Origin of the sequence: Neobacillus niacini (genome assembly GCF_023715785.1) — a bacterium.
In the GTDB taxonomy this organism is placed as follows: Bacteria; Bacillota; Bacilli; order Bacillales; family Cytobacillaceae; genus Neobacillus; species Neobacillus niacini_E.
In genome coordinates this window covers 168,737-186,315 of sequence record NZ_JAMBOX010000008.1, presented here as the reverse complement: position 1 = coordinate 186,315, position 17,579 = coordinate 168,737, and the positions used below count along the sequence as shown (strand labels likewise).

Genomic DNA, 17,579 nt, shown 5'->3' with positions numbered 1-17,579 from the left:
TTTCCTGCTTAGGAATTGCTTCGGACACATATTGAATGACTTTAGGAAACCTAGACATTATTCCGTACAAACTTGTTTCGCAGCAAATATACAACCAAAAACATGAGTAGAGGGACCATGTAGCTGATGATTTCTATAGGCATGGACTCCGGTTTGAATTTTGTCATGATGATTCCTGAATCTGTATTACCTAGGGTTCCGTTAAAGATGCCGTAACAGACGTTCAACCCCCAATGAATGCCGGTATCCGCCCAAAGGGAACCTGTTTTATAAATGGTGTAGGTTAAAGAGAGTCCTATGAATAATGAAAATAACGTGTTGGAGATACTGAATCCTTCATTCCATGAATCGTCTAGAGCATAAAGTAAGAGGGAGATGATAAACACCCATTTAACCGGAATGCTTTTTTTCAAATGCCCAAAAATATATCCCCTAACAATGATGTCGTTTAAAAAAGAGCCGACCAAAAATGTGAGCATAACCATCAAAAGTGAACTAATTAATTCTGAAAATGGTTTAATGCCCTTTATCTCGAGTCCCCCAAAAAGATAAACGAGCATGTACTTGATAAGCCAAAATGAAAACCCGATACTAAACCCAATTATCAAATTCTTCCACCACTTTGAGTGAAAGCTGATCCCAATATTTTTATACTCTTTTGCTTTGGTTATATATAGAATTCCTTTCAATAATGGAAAAAACAGAAGTATTAATAATACCTGTAACCAAAATTGACTTGATTTCGCAATCCCAATGTTCAAATATAAATCCAGTATAATGAAACCTGCAAATACTTTAACAAAATACCTCATATGTATCCCCTTACTATTATTATTTTTATCATAAGGAATAATATAGGGGATGCCTAGCTTTTTCTTCCAATTTAAATTGGATTTTTTAGTCTATTTGTAAAAGTTAACCACCTGAAATACCACAAATATGGGATAATTTAAATGTCTGGATTCTACCAAATAAAAAAACGGACGAAAAGGGCAGGGGGAAATAAGGTATGGGGATAACAAACCATGTGCAAAAAACAGGTTGGAAGGATAAACTGGATGATTACATATCGCAGCATCCAAAACTGCAAGGTGCACTAATAGGCGTCAATGTTTGTGAGGCTGAAACCGGCAATAATCTCTTCCATCACAATGCTAGTACAAGGCTGCATCCGGCTTCCAATATGAAATTATTGACCGCCGCTGCCGCTTTGGACACGTTGGGCAAGGATTACGTGTTCACTACTGAAATATGGATAGATGGCGTAATCAACAATCATGAACTTCAAGGGAATCTGTACATAAAAGGAATGGGTGATCCGATGCTGCTTCCAAAAGATTTGGATCAATTTGCAGATCAAATTTACAATCTCCATGGTATTCGGTCCATTTCTGGCGATGTGGTTGCGGATGACGTGTGGTATGATGATGTCCGCTTGTCACCGGATATGATGTGGGATGATGAACATTTCTATTACGGTGCGCAGGTGTCTGCCTTGACGCTTTCGCCAAATGCCGACTTTGATGCGGGGACCGTGATGATAGAAGTGCGGCCAGGAACAGCAGACGGTGAAGCAGTCCAAGTCTCCGTATTTCCTGATACGGCTTATGTCCAAATTGAAAATCATGGTATCACGGTAGGGGATGAAGCAAAGGAAACGGAATTGAAGATCATTCGCCGCCATGGGGAAAATACAATTGTAATTAACGGAAAGCTGGCAGTGGGGACGGAACCAATCAAAGCATGGATTGCCGTTTGGGAACCGACTAAGTACGTATTACAAGTATTTGCTGAAAAACTAACAAGTTCTGGCATCCAACTAAACGGCAGGAAGGAAATGGGCTGCGTGCCTAAACACGCAAGACGATTGATACACCATACATCCATACCGCTTGCAGAGCTTCTCATCCCATTCATGAAACTAAGCAACAATGGCCATGCAGAAATATTAGTAAAAGAAATGGGGAAGCAGGTAAAAGGGGAAGGCAGCTGGGAGGCGGGAATGGACGTGCTGTTAACAGAGGTGGCCAAGTTCGGTGTCGATCCAGCAGCCGTTCTGCTCCGGGATGGATCAGGACTTTCGTCTGTGACTTTAATTCCACCGAATCAATTGACCAATCTATTATTCCACGTACAGTCCAAAGCATGGTTTGAACCCTTTTATCACAGTCTGCCCATCGGTGGTCAAATAGAACGAATGGTTGGCGGCACATTGAGGGAACGCCTTGCTGATTTAACTGTTCACGCTAAAACTGGAACGATTTTCGGGGTTAGCACGCTTTCGGGCTACATGCAAACAGAGTCAGGGAAGCGGTTGATTTTTTCAATCATGCTGAACAATTTATTAGATGAAGAGGAAGGACCTGAAATACAGGATCAGTTGATTGAATTGCTTGCTCAATGGTAGGTTCAATCAAAATTGGCGGGTTGTCAAACCATCAGATAACTGGTGGTTTTTATTTTTTTTTAACAGCGGAATATCATGAATTCTGAATCTACCCCATTAGTTGTGCGAGGCACTTTTTAATAGATAACTACCGGTAGTTGTCTAGGGGTAGGAAGGAGTTTCGAAGGGATCTGTAGAAAGAAAAGTAAGAAATTCATTGGGTGAAGGGGATTTTGATGGACATATTGCCAATTAAGCAAAGAATCAAAAGAGCATTATTATCACTTCCGTATCGGGTTAAATTGGTTCTGATTTTCTCCCTTCTTATTTTGACCACCGCAACCCTTCTTGGAAGTATTACATATTATCAAGTGGCGAAGTCGAGCCGGGAACGTACGGAGGAATATCAAGTCCAATTGGCGGACCAAATCAATCGAAATTTAGACCGATATCTGAAGGAAATGCAAATCATTTCATTGTCCCCGCTCTATAATCAAGAAGTAATGGATATTCTAGAAAACCATCAAATCCCGAGTGATAAAACCATGTTTCCACCGGCAAATGAACGAATAACGTTATGGCGGTATATTTCTAGTTTAATACATATGAGAAATGAAATTAAAGGCATTCATATCATGGCTAATGATGGAACCATTTTTAGTAATTTAGATTCAAATACCGTCATGCTTAAAGTATTTGATCGTAATAGTGAATGGCTGAAGAAAATTAATAAGGCTGACGGAGAGTGGGTGCTGCTTCCCCTCCATCAACCCAATTATTATTTACGAAAAGATGTTACTGTTTTTTCCGTTGCCAGGCTGATTAGAGACCCGGAGTCGTATAAACCGCTGGGAATTATGATAATTGATTTAAAGCAAGAGTTAATTCAGGATATTCTAAGCAGAACCAATTTAGCGAGCCGCATCTTTATTTTAAACAATGAAAATCAATTCATTTATCCAAAGGCAAAAGACAAAATGATCGGAGACTCCATTTTGACTGAGATTAACAGATTTAAAGAACATCAACATATGAACTTTTCAATTAATCAGACTGACTATTTGGTTGTATATAACGAGTCATCCTATTCAGGAGTGAAAACCATTATGTTAACGCCAAGTGCCATGGTATTAAGTGAGGTAAACCATCTCCGTAAAGTGGTGATTGTCGTTGTCTTACTGGGGATTATCATTTCTTTGCTGCTAGGATTTATGCTTTCCAAGCCTATGGTAGGGTCCATTTATAAATTAAGAAAAGCGATGGAAAATGTTGAAAAAGGGAATCTGGCTCAAAGGGTTTCTTTTCAAGGCTATGATGAAATTGGACAGCTTGGAAAAGGCTTTAACCATATGATCAATGAAATTGACCGTCTGGTTTCAGAAGTATACGAGACAGGGCTGCGGGAGAAGGAAGCGGAGATTAAAGCATTGCAAAGTCAAATGAATCCTCATTTCCTTTACAACACATTAGAAACCATTAATATGCTTGCCGTCACAAAGGGAAATCTGGAGGTTTCCGATATGGTGTCCTCGCTCGGCAGATTACTGCGATACACTATTGATAATTCTTCTAAAATCGTAACCTTAAAGGAAGAATTGTCTTTTATTCAATCGTATATAGCCATACAGAAAGTTAGGATGGGGGAGAATCTTAAATATGAAGAAGAGATTGAGCCGGTCTTACATGATGTCCTTATTCCTAAACTAGTATTACAACCGCTTGTTGAGAACGCCATTATCCATGGGCTATTTGGACAGGGAGGCCTCATCGTGATTAAAGCAGCTAGTAAGAATGAACTCCTCGAGATTGTCATCCATGATAACGGTAAGGGGGTTCCCATTGAAAGGTTGGAAGCGCTAAAGCAGACATTGGAGACAGGACAAATCAAGCCAAACCGAAATCATACCGGGATTGCTTTGCCAAATGTTCATGAAAGAATTCAACTGCTTTATGGAAAAGAGTACGGAATTGAGATAGCAAGCCAAGAACATAATGGATTTTCTATCTTGCTAAAAATACCGATCCAACGAAGGGGGGCCTATGAAAATGAAAGAAATATTAGTTGTTGAAGACGAGGCTATTATCAGGCAAGGTTTGAAAGTTTTACTTGAACAAGGCATGGGCGGTTTTCAAGTATTGGAGGCTAAAAGCGGGGAGGAAGGAATGGTCATGATTCACCGGCGAATTCCTCATTTAATTGTAACGGACATCCGTATGGGAGGGATGGATGGCCTTACCTTTATTTCGAAGGTAAGACAAATATCCAAAGATGTTCCGATTATTATATTAAGCGGTCATAGCGACTTTGAGTACGCGAGAACGGCCATGCGTTATGGAATAACGGATTATCTTTTAAAGCCAATAAACCGGATTGAACTGTCACAGGCAATTTCAAACATCTTTAAGGAAACCGAGGAAGAAAACCGGATCCCTGTTTCCCGAAAGTTTCAAGACATCCTGAAATTTATCGACGAAAATTTAAGCCGTGAAATTACATTAGGACATATTGCGGAGCATGTTTATTTAAATCCCCAGTATGTTGGGCAATTATTTAAGTCGGAATTAGGCACGAACTTTACGGAATACATAACGGAAGAACGTTTAAAAAGGGCCAAGAAATTGTTAAAAGAAACGAATTTAAAAGTTTATGAGGTGGCACAGCTTTCGGGTTATAAAAGTCCGAAGCACTTTATGACGGTGTTTAAGCAAGAAACGGGAATGACACCAAAAGAGTTCCGTGAATTTTCCTGAAATGACGAAAATATGAGAATAACGAACTATTTCTCGTTTTGAGAGGATATTTTTTAGATTCCGTCTTTATTAAAATGAGATACAAAGGGAGGTTATGAGATGATAAAAAAGCTTGGGATCATTTTTTTAGTGATTCTTTTGGTAGCGGTTTCAGTGGCGTGTAATAAAGATGCCAATACAACTGCCCCGAAAGATAAAGGTTCAAAAGCAAAGGATGAACAGGTGGAATTGACTTTTATGATGTGGGGGAATGAAGCCCACCAAGAGGTCTATAACAAGTTAATCGCAAAATTCAATGAAACACATCCAAATATTAAGGTGAAAATGGAAAGTGTTCCATTCCCTGACTACCAGCAGAAAATTACCGTCTTGGCTGCCGGCAGGGAATTACCCGATGTAGGCTGGGTAGCGGAGCGGATGGTTCCGCAATTCATGGAAAATGGAATTTTAGATGATGTTTCTTCTTTTAAAGACGATAAGGAATACAATATGGACGACTTCTTCCCGTCCACCTTAGATTTGTTTAGAAAAGACAATAAATTGTATGGCATTCCGTTTTCAACACCACCAGAGGTTTTGTTCTATAACAAAGATTTATTCGTGAAGGCCGGGGAAAAAACTCCGAACGAACATGTTCAAGCAGGGGCATGGAATTGGGAGCAATTTGAGAAATCCGCAAAAGCGATATCCGAAAAAGGCACATATGGTGCGAACTTCTTCCGTGACTGGAATACGTGGATTCCCTTATTATCACACACTTGGGGCTATGGTGGAGACTTATTTAATAAGGATCAAACAAAGTTCACATGGAATAGCCCACAAGGTGTAGAAACACTAAAGATGCTTGACCGGATGATGTTTAAAGATGGCTCCCATCCAAAAGCAGGCGAGCAAGTAAGCTTTGAGTCAGGGAAAATTGGCATGTTCTTTGATGTATACAGTTATGTTTCCCGTGCCCGCGAAATAAAAGATTTTGCTTGGGATATCGCCCCGCTTCCTGAAGGGCCAAAAGGCAGATTCCCAATGTTGGGCCAGGCTGGATATGGATTATTTAAAGGCTCTAAGCATACAGAGGAGGCAAAAGAACTGCTGAAGTTCTTTACAAGCCAAGAGGGAATTCAAGCGACATCTACTTTCTTCGTACCGCCGCGTGAGTCGGTCCTTAGCTCAGATGAATTTGTGAATCAGCCGAATAATCCTCCGGCGGAAAGCATTAAAAGAGCTGTTATTGATGAAATGGACAATGCCAGACTACAAGCTGGACATATCGAGTGGCAAAAAATTGATAATGCGATTCAATTTGGCTTTGATGAATTATTTGGCCAGCTGAAAAAGCCTGAAGAAATACTTAAAGGTATGGAAGATAAGATTGATCCATTATTGAAGAAATAAAATGCGATGCGGTTAACCCTAAAAAGGATTAACCGCATCCCTTTTACTAGGGGTGTTTACGTTGACTGCTTCCATAACACAGTTATTAGAGACAAAAAAGCTTACCTTAATTGCAAGTTTGCCGGAAAATCGATTGGATCTTGCAAGGGCAGCTATTCATGCCGGTGTTGATGTGATTAAATTGCACGTAAATGTCCATCATCGGGCATCAGGAAACAGCTTTACTTCTGTTCATGAATATGAAGAAGTTTTCCGCAGTATTAGAGCGGAATTCTCCGGCCCGCTTGGGATTGTTCCAGGCGGCGCAATTGAAGATATAAAACAAAGTGAAATGGAACAGTTAATCCAACTTGGTTTTAATTTCTATTCCATCTATGCCCATCATAAGCCGAGCTGGTTAACACAGCTGGACGGGATGGAAAAGACATTTGCCATTACAAATGAATATTGTTTTAGTCAGTTGGGCAAGGTGAAGCATCTCGGAGTGTCAGCCCTCGAGGCTTCCATTGTTCCCGGGGAGGAATACGGCAGTCCATTGACCTTTAAAGATATCCTTTCCTATAATTCGCTTGTTCAAAACGTAGATGTACCTGTAATGGTTCCATCCCAAAGAAAGATTGAGCCAACTGATATTCCCTTGCTTTATCGGGCTGGAGTAAAAGCGATCATGCTTGGAGCGATTGTCATTGGAAACACGGAAGAAAGTATTAAAGGAGCTATTTCATCTTTTAGAAAAACCATTGATTCATTGTAAAGGAGGCAGCGAAGTTGGAAGTAAAAGTGAAAGCAGCAGAGGGCCTGCCTATTCAAAAAGTGCGAAGTAAGTTTTTTGGAAGTGAAGCCTTTTTTGGCTATTTATTTGTTAGCCCAATGGTAATTGGCTTTTTGTTAGTCATGTTTATTCCTTTTATCTATTCCGTTTATATGAGTTTAACGGATTGGAAGCTGCTTGGAGATCCGAATTTTATTGGCAGCGAGAACTACCAGCGTTTAGTAAACGACCCTGACTTCTGGGAGGTTATGAAAAATACACTTCTATTTTCCGGGGGACTTGTTCCGATAAATATTATGATTGCATTGCTGCTAGCGCTGCTGCTGCAACGTCATTTGCCAGGAATTGGCTTTTTTAGAACAGCTATTTTTATTCCGGTTATGACCTCTATTGTGGTTTGGTCGATTATATGGAAATACATGTTTGGGACAGATGAAGGGTTTATTAACCAAATACTCGATGTTTTTGGCATTACTGGACCTGCCTGGCTATATAATCCAAAGCTTGCCATGGGTGCTGTTATTGTGGTAAGTGCTCTGAAAAATGTGGGTCTGAATATGGTTCTATTCCTTGCGGCGCTGCAGCAGGTGGATAAAAACCTTTACGAAGCATCCTATTTGGACGGTGCAAACAAACTAAAACAATTTTGGCATGTTACCCTTCCAATGATTACACCAACTGTTTTTTTAACGTTAATTTTAACAGTGATTGGCTCGATGAAGGTGTTCGGACAGATTTATGTGATGACAGGCGGCGGCCCAGGGAATCACACGAAGGTCTTAGTTTATTATATTTGGGAAAATGCCTTCAAATTATTTGATTTTGGCTACGCCTCTGCGATTGCCATTGTGTTATTTGTCATCATTTTATTCTTTACACTAATTCAATGGGGTGTAAGAAAAAGGTGGGTTTTCCATGAACAATAATAGAAAGAATGGTGTGTTTACGAAAGTAGCCTTTTATGGAATATTATCCGTCATTTCTTTGATTATGATTGTTCCATTTTTATGGATGATAAACACATCTTTTAAGGATTCTACAAAAATATTTTCCTTTCAATTTATTCCTGATCCATTTAGGTGGGAAAACTATTTACAAGTACTAAAAACGACCCCTTTCCACCTATTTTATTTTAATAGTTTCTATATTGCCGTCTTAGTCACAATTGGCACCATTTTCTTTGGCTCGCTGGCTGGCTATGCGTTCGCAAAATTGAAGTTTAAAGGCAGCAATTTGCTGTTTTTATGTTTATTAAGCACGATGATGATCCCTGTTGAGGTTATAACGATTCCACTTTTTCTCTTTATGAGGGATTTAGGATTGATTAATACCCATGTACCATTAATCGCCATTCCTATTTTAGGACCGGCAGGAGTATTTGGGATTTTCGTGATGAGGCAGTTTTTCTTATTGGTCCCTAAAGAATTAGAAGAGGCGGCAATGCTTGATGGCTGTTCTTATTTTCGAATCTACTGGAATATCATGCTGCCACTGGCGAAGCCAGCCATTGCGACACTTACGATTTTCACCTTTTTAACAAGCTGGAATGAATTTTACGAGCCGCTTATTTATATTAATTCCAAAGAATTAATGACGTTGCCATTGGCTTTGGCATTATTTACGGATGAAGTAGGAACAAGATGGGAGTTATTGATGAGTGCGTCTGTAATGGCCACCGTTCCATTGTTAATTATCTTTTTCTTTGCACAAAAGCAATTTATCGAGGGTGTCACGATGACGGGTGGAAAATAATGTTTACAAAAAAAGGATGTGTCTAGTTTGAAGACTGAACTAACTTTTGATGTTGTGGTTGCGGGCGGCGGTCCAGCCGGCATCAATGCAGCGATCGCTTCGGGTAGGGCAGGTGCAAAAACACTTCTGATTGAAAGGTATGGCTTTTTGGGAGGAATGTCGACGGTTGCACTGGTTTATCCGTGGATGACCTTTCATACAAACTACGGAAAACAAGTCATAAAAGGAATTGCTCAAGAGATTGTGGATCGCTTAATGGAAATAAGCGGGTCGCCTGGTCATTTGCGAGATACGGTTGGATTTACGTATTCGTTAACCCCTTATCATCCGGAAAAATATAAACTATTGGCATTGGAAATGCTCGAGGAAGCCGGAGTGGAAGTACTCGTTCATAGTTTTATAGATAAAGTGGAAGTGGAAGGAAATCAGATCACTTCACTAGGACTGGCAACAAAGTCCGGCCCCATCCGTGTTTTCGCCAAGAGGTTTGTTGATGCAACGGGCGATGCGGATATCGCCTATCTCTCCGGTGCCCCTTGTTTAAAAGGAAGAGAGGAAGATCACAAAACGCAGCCAATGACGATGAAGTTCCGTATGAGGGGTGTAAACCTTGAAAAAGTAAAAGAGGCCATGAAAGCAAATCCAAGTAATTTTTACAAAAAGACCCCAATTGATGAATTAGACCTCATCCCATTAACGGGTGTTCAGGGTTTTTATAAGGAATGGAGTGAATCCGGTGTCCCTATTAATCGGGACCAAGTTCTCTTTTTTGCAGGACCTGAGGAAGATGAGGTGCTCGTCAATTGCACCCGTGTTCAAGGCTTGGATGGCACAGATGTGTTTGACTTATCTGCCGGGGAAAGAGAAGGAAGAAAACAGGTTCTGATGATGGCAGAGTTCTTACAAAAGAAAATTCCCGGCTTTGAAAAGGCATCTATTTCTGCGGTTGGAACTCAAATAGGAATCCGAGAAACACGACGCATTGATGGCCAATACGTACTCGCCATTGAGGATGTTGTCGGTGGCAGGAAATTTGAAGATACCATTGCTCTCAGCGGCTACCCAATTGATATACATGATCCAAGCGGTAAAGGCGTTCAAGCAAAAGACATCGAAGGAGATGGCAGCTATGGCATTCCCTACCGCTGCCTTGTGCCGAAGAAAATTGATAATTTATTAGTAGCGGGGAGGTGTATTTCAACCACTCACGAGGCATTGGCAACCACGAGATTAACTCCAAGTGCAATGGCTACGGGTCAAGCCGCCGGAGCTGCCGCAGCACTCTCCATTACTGATTATGTTTCACCCAAAGATCTAAACATCACCAAGCTAAGGGAACATTTAGCTGATAATGGGGTAGTTCTTTAATTGTGTCACAAATTAGGTAATCAAGGAGGAAAACTGTGAAACATTGGAGAAGAGTTTTTTCATTAGGTCTTGCTGTACTTTTGCTGTTTAGCTCTATGGGTATGGTTGCTGCCGCAGGGAAGGAAAAATCGCTAGCGACGATTTTAATGGTTCCATTAGATGACCGGCCGGCAAATACTTATTTTCCACAGCAAGTTGGAAAGGCGGCAGGGATGGAGGTAATTATTCCGCCAAAAGAAATGATCGGCCGTTACACTGAACCAGGTAATGGGGAAGAAATTAGCAAATGGATCCTGAAAAACGCCGATCAGGCAGATGGTTTTGTTATTTCCACAAGTATGCTGGCTTATGGAGGTTTAGTGGCTTCACGTACAGGTGTTAAATCACTAGAAGATTCTCTTCGTGATATTCAAGTCATTAAAAAGCTGAAAGCATTATATCCGAATAAGCCTGTATATGTTTACGATACCATTCAAAGACTAGCGGTTACTGCCATTAATGATGAATATCTAAAATATTATTCGCTTATTAGTGAATGGGCTGTTTTGTACGATAAGGTCGTAAATTTGGGTATGGATGGTAAAGAGAGACTGGAACAACTTGAGGCGCTAATCCCTGCCTCTGTTTTAGAAGATTACAAGAAAGCAAGAGCAAGAAATCACACGGTGAATCAGTTAATGATTGACTGGGTTCAGGAAGGCTATATTGACTACTTAATTTTATCTCAGGACGATGCGGCCCCTTATGGAGTTCATCGTGCAGAGAGGGAAATATTAAATGCTAAGGTGAATGAGCTTCAAGTTCAGGACAAAGTCTCCGTTTTCCCTGGCGCTGATGAAGTGGATGTGGTGTTAGTATCGCGATTCGTGAACCATTTCTTCCATTCTTCACCGAAGTTCTTTGTAGAATATGGCGGGATTCAAGGTCATGATTGGATTGCACCATTTGAAGACACTACGTTTGATTACAATGTGCAAAAGCATATTATATCAGCCGGTGGTACGTTGGTTGGGAGTGAGGATCAGGCGGATATTCATCTCTTGCTAAATACCCCTTCGTCCAGCAGTTCATCCAGATCAAAAGATATTGACGGACTGGTTAATCGAACAAAAGAGTTACTTGCTAAGGGTAAGCAAGTGGCTATTGGAGATGTATTAATTGTTAATAAGGCCGAAGAAGAATTGGTGATGAAGCTTGCGCGAAGCGTAGATCTTACAAAACTTCTTTCTTATAGCGGCTGGAATACAGCTGGAAATGCACTTGGCATTACGGTAGGCCATGCAGCATCAAGGTATGCCTTTATAGTTCAAACATCAGGATTTGGAGTTCCGTTGTACGAACAAACGGCGAAAGCCCATTATGAATTTTTACTTCATCGGTTTGCCAAAGACCAGGGATATAAGAATGTTGTCCACCCGGCAGCCAGAGCGTATGTTCAACAGCTTGGCGCAGGAGAATTTGACCTTGGGGCTCATTATGACCAAGTAAACCGTTTTGTGCAGGAAAAACTGACGGAGCAAACTGAATACTGGTATCAGTATTTTGATAGTAAACAGGTGTATATTGGATCAAGAGGAAATAAAGACTTTTATAAAACCATTTCGTCCCTGGAAAGTGTTCATGTAAAACTGCCATGGCCGCGAATTTTTGAAGCGGAACTTGAGCCGACAATTACGTTAAAGTAGTTTTCTCGCGGTAGCACTGCCCTAAATTTGTAGAAGAGAAGTGTTGGGAGCACTTCTCTTTTTTTATGTCACTTAAATATATTTACTATCCTACTAACTAGTGGTAGTGTTGTTAAGTGATATTATATTTGGGATATTATACCAAATTATGGAGGGTGAATGATGGAGGATACTCAAAATATTAAGCAAATTATAAGGCACCGGTTTCTATTTCTATTAGTGGACAGGATTTTAGAATTAGAAGAAGGAAAAAGAGCTGTAGGTCTCAAAATGTAACTGTAAATGAACCATATTTTAACGGACATTTTCCAGAATATCCAATTATGCCAGGGGTATTAATAATTGAAGCATTAGCTCAAGTAAGTGCAGTTGTCATGCTAACGAAAGAGGAGAATAAAGGACGTTTAGGGCTCTTAGCGGGTATTGACAACTGCCGTTTTAAAAAACAAGTAAAACCGGGTGACCAACTCTCACTTGAAGTTGAAATAACCAGATTAAAAGGTCCAATTGGAAAGGGAAAGGGGATCGCCACTGTTGATGGAGTGTTAGTTTGTGAAACAGAACTCATTTTTGCCTTTGGTAATTGATTTAGATCGGGAAAATAAAATAATATGAAGGAGAAAAAAATGGAAAATATATCATTGAGACGCTTGGAAAAAAAGCATATTGCGGTTTTAAAGTCCTTCCATCTTCCAGAAGAGCAAAAAAAATTTACTGCTTTACCGAATGATATTTTAGTAGATACAGAAGGGAGACATCCTATAGTCATTGTAAATGGGGAAAAACCCGTTGGTTTCTTTTTACTTCACACTTCTACTCGAGTGAAGGATTACTCAGCTAATCCTCATGCGTTGCTATTAACGGCTTTGTCAATCAACCATTTAGAACAGGGGAAAGGTTTCGCTAAAAAAGCGATGCAATTGTTAAAGGGTTTTGTAAAATCTGAATTCCCTTCCTATGATGAACTAGTACTTGCTGTGAACCATAAAAATATTCCTGCTCAAGAACTATATCGAAAGGTTGGGTTTTATGATACCGGTGAAAGAAAAATGGGCCCAATTGGGGAACAGTATATTTTGAAAATGAAAGTTTAGATTGGGGATAATTCTTGAGAGAATGATGAAGGTGATTGCATGATACATACCTACTTGGGGGAGACTATCCGTTTTGAGGTCAAATACAAAAACCGAACATCGATGGGCATCACGATCGATAGTTATGGGAATCTGGAGGTCCAAGCCCCAAAAGGGACACCTGAAGAACGGATTCATCAGCTATTAGAGGGAAACTGGGACCTTATTCAGCAAAAATTGAAAGAAATGAAGGATAGGCTACAAGGGCCACAGAAAAAAGTTTATGAGTATGGCGAGAGTTTTCTTTATTTAGGCAGCGCGTATCCCATTCAAATCCTTGAAGATCAGCATATAAATCAAGACCATGTAGTGTTTAAGGAAGATAGGCTGCACATATTTGTTAGGCAGCGTGACGATGAAAAAATCAAACAAGCATTAAAACGATTTTATTACCAGCAGTGCAAGGCTTTGGTAGAGAAAAGCATAGCTAACTATCAAGGCAACTTCAAAACAAAACCACGTTCTATTCGTATCACAGATAGCAAAACTACATGGGGAACCTGTGATTCAAAGCAGCAGTTGACATTTAATTGGCGGCTGGCAATGGCACCACAAGAGGTCATCGACTATGTCGTGATTCACGAAATGTGTCATATGGTGCATCTTAACCACGACCGCTCCTTCTGGCGTCTTGTTGGAAAAATAATGCCTGATTATAAGGAACAAGAAACCTGGTTGACTAGATCAGGTTGGAAAATGACGGTTTGAAGGGTGTAAACAACTTTCTATATATCCTCTCTAGAGAAACCTTGCTAGTAGGTAGCAAGGTTTCTTTTATAAAATGATCTTCTGACCTTAAATTCGTCTTTGGGATAACAGTATTTGGAGTCTTAAAGACAATTCCACCGATTGATCCATCAGTTTTGTCTTTAAGAGTCAGGCTTAAAGACATTTTTGAGTCACCAGCCGGTAATTTTGTCTTTTATTTACCGATATATGGAATTTCAAAGACAATTTCACCGGTTGACCCATTAGTTTTGTCTTTAAGAACTGGTCTTAAAGACATTTTTGAACTCTTGAAGTTAATTTTGTCTTTGGAATACCTATTTTTGGATACTTAATTAAAAATTATAATTGCGTGAACCGTTTCAATCTGTAGACCATCTAATAGATAGAAAAACAAGGAGGTGGGACATTTGGCTAGGGAACTAGATATAAAAAAAGCCCAAAAAGGGGATAAGAAAGCTTTTGTGGTGATCGTGAAAGATATAGAAGACACACTTTACAAGGTCGCTAAGTCCATTCTGCATAACGATGACGACTGTGCGGATGCGCTTCAAGAAGCCATATTAAAAGCATACAGTTCCATTCATAACTTAAGGGACGTTCGTATTTTCAAAACCTGGATGGTTAGGATTGTGATGAACTGCTGCTACGATATTTTGCGGAAAAACAAGAAGGTAGTACCGATACAAGAATGGATGGAGCAAGGAACCCCTGATGATCGTTCGGATTTTGAGTTGACAGATGCTCTTAAATCATTGGAAGAGGATTTACGTGTTCCGGTAACGCTCTATTACCTAAAGGAATGGAGCGTTCGTGAGATTGCCCAAGCATTGGATATTCCTGATGGAACGGTGAAATCACGTCTCAGCCGAGCTCGTATGAAACTATCAGAATATCTAAATCCAAAAACTGAGAGGAGTGTATTTAATGCTGGAAATTAATGATAAAAAATTAGGAGAGTTATTGAGACAAATGGAGGGTGAAATGCCAAGTCAGGTACGCACGCGGATTGATGATACCCTCTCTAGCCTTCCGGAGCGCAAAAAGAAAATGAAGAAGTCAACGATGATTGCCAGTGGGATTGTAGCTAGTGTGGCTATTCTTTTGGGTACTGGTTTTACAAACAGCACCATGGCCCAGGTACTGCAAAGTATTCCGTTTATAGGTTCGGTGTTTACCCATTCCAAAGATAGTACGTTAAAAACAACCGTTGAAAAAGGGCTTTCGCAAACGATAAATAAGAGCGCTACTGATAAAGGAATCACAGTGACTGTTAATGAGGTCATCTTTGATGGGACTCGGGTTTCCATTGGATATGTAGTCCAATCACAACAGGCCCTTGAAGACAACGTAAATCCATCGATTGGCTTCAAGATAGATGGAAAGCAACCTGGGAATTATGGTGTAGGGGGTAACAGTGAAAGATACGATGACCATACGATTCTTGGTGTCATGCACCTAGATTCATCTACACAACTTCCAGGTAAATTTGACCTTGACGTGAATTTCAATAAGCTTGGCGACACGGAAGGAAATTGGAATATTTATTTTCCAGTGGAAGAAATAACTTCGGAGAACAAGGTAATCCTTCCTATGGAAAAGAGAGAGAGCGGTGATATCTCCTTAATCGTCGAGAAGGTCACTTTTGCTCCGACATCAACAGAAGTGGTCTATAAGTTAAAGCAGCCAGCTGAGCGGGAGATGGAGCTGAGTTTTGAGCTATATGGAAGCGACGGGAAAGCGTTGGAGCCACTATCCATGTTTAAGGAAAATGGAACAGTTAAGATCTCGTATGAACCGTTTAAGACGATTCCAAAAGAGATTACGTTCCGCCCCCAATTAGGACATGATCAGGAAATCGATCAGAAGTTAAGTAAATTAGAAATGAACCTACAAGTAAAGTAGTCTCTTATAAAACCTACTGAAAAAGAGTCGTCCTTTTGCGGCTCTTTTTCGTATGCTCCCTCAACTACTGAAACTTTCATTATTAACAATCCTCTTATACCCTAGTAAAATCTAAAATGGGAATGTGCATGGCACTTAAACTTCTGTACAACCCGGAAATTCTCCGCCTATTAGAAAGTGCCAGTCACTACGCGTAAATTGCCGTTTCTTTTCGGCATTTTTAGGGGCGTGACAGGTACTTTTTTATTCGGCAAAGCAAAAGCAACAGCTGATTGTTGATGATCTGCATCTGTTTTGTAGAATTTTTATTTGAATGGTTGGAATGCCTTAATTTTTGGAGTAAATTAATAATATAGAACCCTTACATATAAATATCAAATAACCCCAAAAACTTAACTTCATACAATCATTGGAGGGAACAATATGTTTTTGTCTTTTCCCATATTGGCTGCACTCTTAGGTATGTTTATTGCGCAATTTGTAAAAATCCCGATTCACTTTTTAACATCTGGAGAATTAAAATGGAAGCTGATGTTCAGTACCGGCGGAATGCCAAGTTCACACACGGCCACGATCATATCACTCACGACAGCCATTGGACTCATTGCAGGATTTCAATCCAATGAATTTGCCATTTGTGTGATCGTCTCCATGATTGTTATGCATGACGCCATGGGGGTTAGGAGACATGCTGGTTATCACGCAGAAGTATTAAATACGTTATTAGCAGATTTCAACACGTTAATCGATACCATCAAACACCCCAATCTGAAAAAACCGGAGTCGAGAGATAAATTAAAGGAATTACTAGGGCACCAGCCAACAGAAGTTTTCTTTGGGGCCTTGACCGGCATCCTCGTTGGCATTTTTACCTACTTTTTCTACCCATTTTAACCTATTTCTACATATAAGGATTCTTGTAATCGTTCCCTGGCTCAGTTCACTATACTGAGCCACTTTTTATCTCCCCTTCCGATAGCTACTTAATCTAACGCTACAGGTTAATTAAAGTGTATCTTTTCACATTGTTGCAATGAATTATCTTTTTAAAAACTAAAAAAATGTTTAAGAAAAACTAGTATGGGTACATAAAAAGTGTAAGTCAAATAGCAATTCCAAATTTCACTAGGAGGGATCTTATTATGGCAAACAAAAACGATAACCAAGGGAAAATGACGGTGGAAGAAGCAGGACGTAAAGGCGGAGAAGCTACCTCAGAAAGCCACGATAAAGAATTCTATCAGGAAATTGGACGTAAAGGCGGAGAAGCTACCTCCGAAAACCACGACAAAGAATTCTATCAGGAAATTGGACGTAAAGGTGGAGAAACTACCTCCGAAAACCACGACAAAGAATTTTATCAAGAAATTGGAAGCAAGGGCGGAGAAGCTACCTCAGAAAGCCACGATAAAGAATTCTATCAGGAAATTGGAGAAAAAGGCGGAAAAGCCCGAGCAGAACAACGTGATGATGATTAAATCTTATCTATAAAGGGAGGAGAGAATTCTCCTCCCTTCTTTCCAATCCACGCCATATTCCTCCATTCTTTTCAGAAATTCCCACTCTTCTAACTAGGCGTTTTTTACCACTATTTCAATAATTCAAATAATTCTAAATATTGATGCGAGCCAACTGTTATTAATCTACAATAAAGATGTTGGAAAACAATATTAGGTATGGGAAATTGAGGAAAAAATTTATTGTACCTA

At 40.0% G+C, this 17,579-nt stretch carries 16 protein-coding genes and 1 pseudogene; 16 read left to right on the top strand and 1 reads right to left on the bottom strand.

Going from position 1 to position 17,579, the window contains the following annotated elements; all coding sequences use genetic code 11:
• Positions 1-50: 50 nt before the first annotated feature.
• Complete coding sequence (locus M3234_RS15795; protein WP_262305653.1) at positions 51-812, bottom strand: CPBP family intramembrane glutamic endopeptidase; 762 nt, start codon at positions 810-812, stop codon at positions 51-53.
• 197 nt (positions 813-1,009) lie between these two features.
• Between M3234_RS15795 and dacB the strand changes: the two genes are divergently transcribed.
• The 16 genes and pseudogenes from dacB to M3234_RS15715 all read left to right on the top strand — a co-directional run bounded on the left by dacB (position 1,010) and on the right by M3234_RS15715 (position 17,348).
• A complete protein-coding gene (gene dacB / locus M3234_RS15790; RefSeq protein WP_262305652.1) occupies positions 1,010-2,407 on the top strand; it encodes a D-alanyl-D-alanine carboxypeptidase/D-alanyl-D-alanine endopeptidase in 1,398 nt (465 codons plus the stop codon).
• 215 nt (positions 2,408-2,622) lie between these two features.
• Entirely contained in the window at positions 2,623-4,455 is a 1,833-nt protein-coding gene (locus tag M3234_RS15785) for a sensor histidine kinase (RefSeq protein ID WP_262305651.1), read from the top strand.
• A complete protein-coding gene (locus tag M3234_RS15780) occupies positions 4,433-5,137 on the top strand; it encodes a response regulator transcription factor (protein ID WP_262305650.1) in 705 nt (234 codons plus the stop codon). Before M3234_RS15785 ends, M3234_RS15780 begins: the two co-directional genes overlap by 23 nt.
• Positions 5,138-5,236: 99 nt before the next feature.
• A complete protein-coding gene (locus M3234_RS15775; protein WP_262305649.1) occupies positions 5,237-6,529 on the top strand; it encodes an ABC transporter substrate-binding protein in 1,293 nt (430 codons plus the stop codon).
• A gap of 61 nt (positions 6,530-6,590) precedes the next feature.
• The gene (locus tag M3234_RS15770) at positions 6,591-7,283 is read left to right on the top strand and encodes a hypothetical protein (RefSeq protein WP_262305648.1); all 693 of its coding nucleotides are present in this window, start codon (positions 6,591-6,593) and stop codon (positions 7,281-7,283) included.
• Between the two features lie 116 nt (positions 7,284-7,399).
• Complete coding sequence (locus M3234_RS15765; RefSeq protein WP_262305710.1) at positions 7,400-8,227, top strand: carbohydrate ABC transporter permease; 828 nt, start codon at positions 7,400-7,402, stop codon at positions 8,225-8,227.
• Positions 8,217-9,053 (top strand): carbohydrate ABC transporter permease, encoded by an 837-nt coding sequence (locus tag M3234_RS15760; protein ID WP_262305647.1) that lies wholly within the window; start codon positions 8,217-8,219, stop codon positions 9,051-9,053. Before M3234_RS15765 ends, M3234_RS15760 begins: the two co-directional genes overlap by 11 nt.
• Positions 9,054-9,071: 18 nt before the next feature.
• Complete coding sequence (locus M3234_RS15755) at positions 9,072-10,421, top strand: FAD-dependent oxidoreductase (RefSeq protein ID WP_396953956.1); 1,350 nt, start codon at positions 9,072-9,074, stop codon at positions 10,419-10,421.
• Positions 10,422-10,456: 35 nt separating this feature from the next.
• Positions 10,457-12,106: a DUF4127 family protein gene (locus M3234_RS15750; RefSeq protein ID WP_262305645.1), complete on the top strand. Its 1,650-nt coding sequence runs from the start codon at positions 10,457-10,459 to the stop codon at positions 12,104-12,106.
• 162 nt (positions 12,107-12,268) lie between these two features.
• Positions 12,269-12,693, top strand: a pseudogene (fabZ, locus tag M3234_RS15745) (3-hydroxyacyl-ACP dehydratase FabZ).
• Positions 12,694-12,732: 39 nt separating this feature from the next.
• Positions 12,733-13,200 carry a GNAT family N-acetyltransferase gene (locus M3234_RS15740; RefSeq protein WP_262305644.1) on the top strand — a complete coding sequence of 156 codons (468 nt, stop codon included), beginning with the start codon at positions 12,733-12,735 and terminating at the stop codon, positions 13,198-13,200.
• Between the two features lie 39 nt (positions 13,201-13,239).
• Positions 13,240-13,947 carry a M48 family metallopeptidase gene (locus M3234_RS15735; RefSeq protein WP_262305643.1) on the top strand — a complete coding sequence of 236 codons (708 nt, stop codon included), beginning with the start codon at positions 13,240-13,242 and terminating at the stop codon, positions 13,945-13,947.
• A gap of 428 nt (positions 13,948-14,375) precedes the next feature.
• Positions 14,376-14,906, top strand: a complete 531-nt coding sequence (locus tag M3234_RS15730; RefSeq protein WP_262305642.1) for an RNA polymerase sigma factor — start codon at positions 14,376-14,378, stop codon at positions 14,904-14,906.
• Positions 14,893-15,870: a DUF4179 domain-containing protein gene (locus M3234_RS15725; RefSeq protein ID WP_262305641.1), complete on the top strand. Its 978-nt coding sequence runs from the start codon at positions 14,893-14,895 to the stop codon at positions 15,868-15,870. The genes M3234_RS15730 and M3234_RS15725 overlap by 14 nt, the downstream gene beginning before the upstream one ends.
• Positions 15,871-16,293: 423 nt before the next feature.
• On the top strand, positions 16,294-16,764 hold the full coding sequence (locus tag M3234_RS15720; protein ID WP_262305640.1) for a divergent PAP2 family protein: 471 nt from the start codon (positions 16,294-16,296) through the stop codon (positions 16,762-16,764).
• A 248-nt stretch (positions 16,765-17,012) separates the two neighbouring features.
• Positions 17,013-17,348: a KGG domain-containing protein gene (locus M3234_RS15715; protein WP_262305639.1), complete on the top strand. Its 336-nt coding sequence runs from the start codon at positions 17,013-17,015 to the stop codon at positions 17,346-17,348.
• The last annotated feature ends 231 nt before the right edge of the window (positions 17,349-17,579 follow it).

Excerpts from the sequence above, each read along its gene's own strand:
- M3234_RS15795 (WP_262305653.1), bottom strand. The coding sequence starts at position 812 with ATGAGGTATTTTGTTAAAGTATTTGCAGGTTTCATTATACTGGATTTA.
- dacB (WP_262305652.1), top strand. The coding sequence starts at position 1,010 with ATGGGGATAACAAACCATGTGCAAAAAACAGGTTGGAAGGATAAACTG.
- M3234_RS15785 (WP_262305651.1), top strand. The coding sequence starts at position 2,623 with ATGGACATATTGCCAATTAAGCAAAGAATCAAAAGAGCATTATTATCA.
- M3234_RS15780 (WP_262305650.1), top strand. The coding sequence starts at position 4,433 with ATGAAAGAAATATTAGTTGTTGAAGACGAGGCTATTATCAGGCAAGGT.
- M3234_RS15775 (WP_262305649.1), top strand. The coding sequence starts at position 5,237 with ATGATAAAAAAGCTTGGGATCATTTTTTTAGTGATTCTTTTGGTAGCG.
- M3234_RS15765 (WP_262305710.1), top strand. The coding sequence starts at position 7,400 with ATGGTAATTGGCTTTTTGTTAGTCATGTTTATTCCTTTTATCTATTCC.
- M3234_RS15760 (WP_262305647.1), top strand. The coding sequence starts at position 8,217 with ATGAACAATAATAGAAAGAATGGTGTGTTTACGAAAGTAGCCTTTTAT.
- M3234_RS15740 (WP_262305644.1), top strand. The coding sequence starts at position 12,733 with ATGGAAAATATATCATTGAGACGCTTGGAAAAAAAGCATATTGCGGTT.
- M3234_RS15735 (WP_262305643.1), top strand. The coding sequence starts at position 13,240 with ATGATACATACCTACTTGGGGGAGACTATCCGTTTTGAGGTCAAATAC.
- M3234_RS15725 (WP_262305641.1), top strand. The coding sequence starts at position 14,893 with ATGCTGGAAATTAATGATAAAAAATTAGGAGAGTTATTGAGACAAATG.
- M3234_RS15720 (WP_262305640.1), top strand. The coding sequence starts at position 16,294 with ATGTTTTTGTCTTTTCCCATATTGGCTGCACTCTTAGGTATGTTTATT.
- M3234_RS15715 (WP_262305639.1), top strand. The coding sequence starts at position 17,013 with ATGGCAAACAAAAACGATAACCAAGGGAAAATGACGGTGGAAGAAGCA.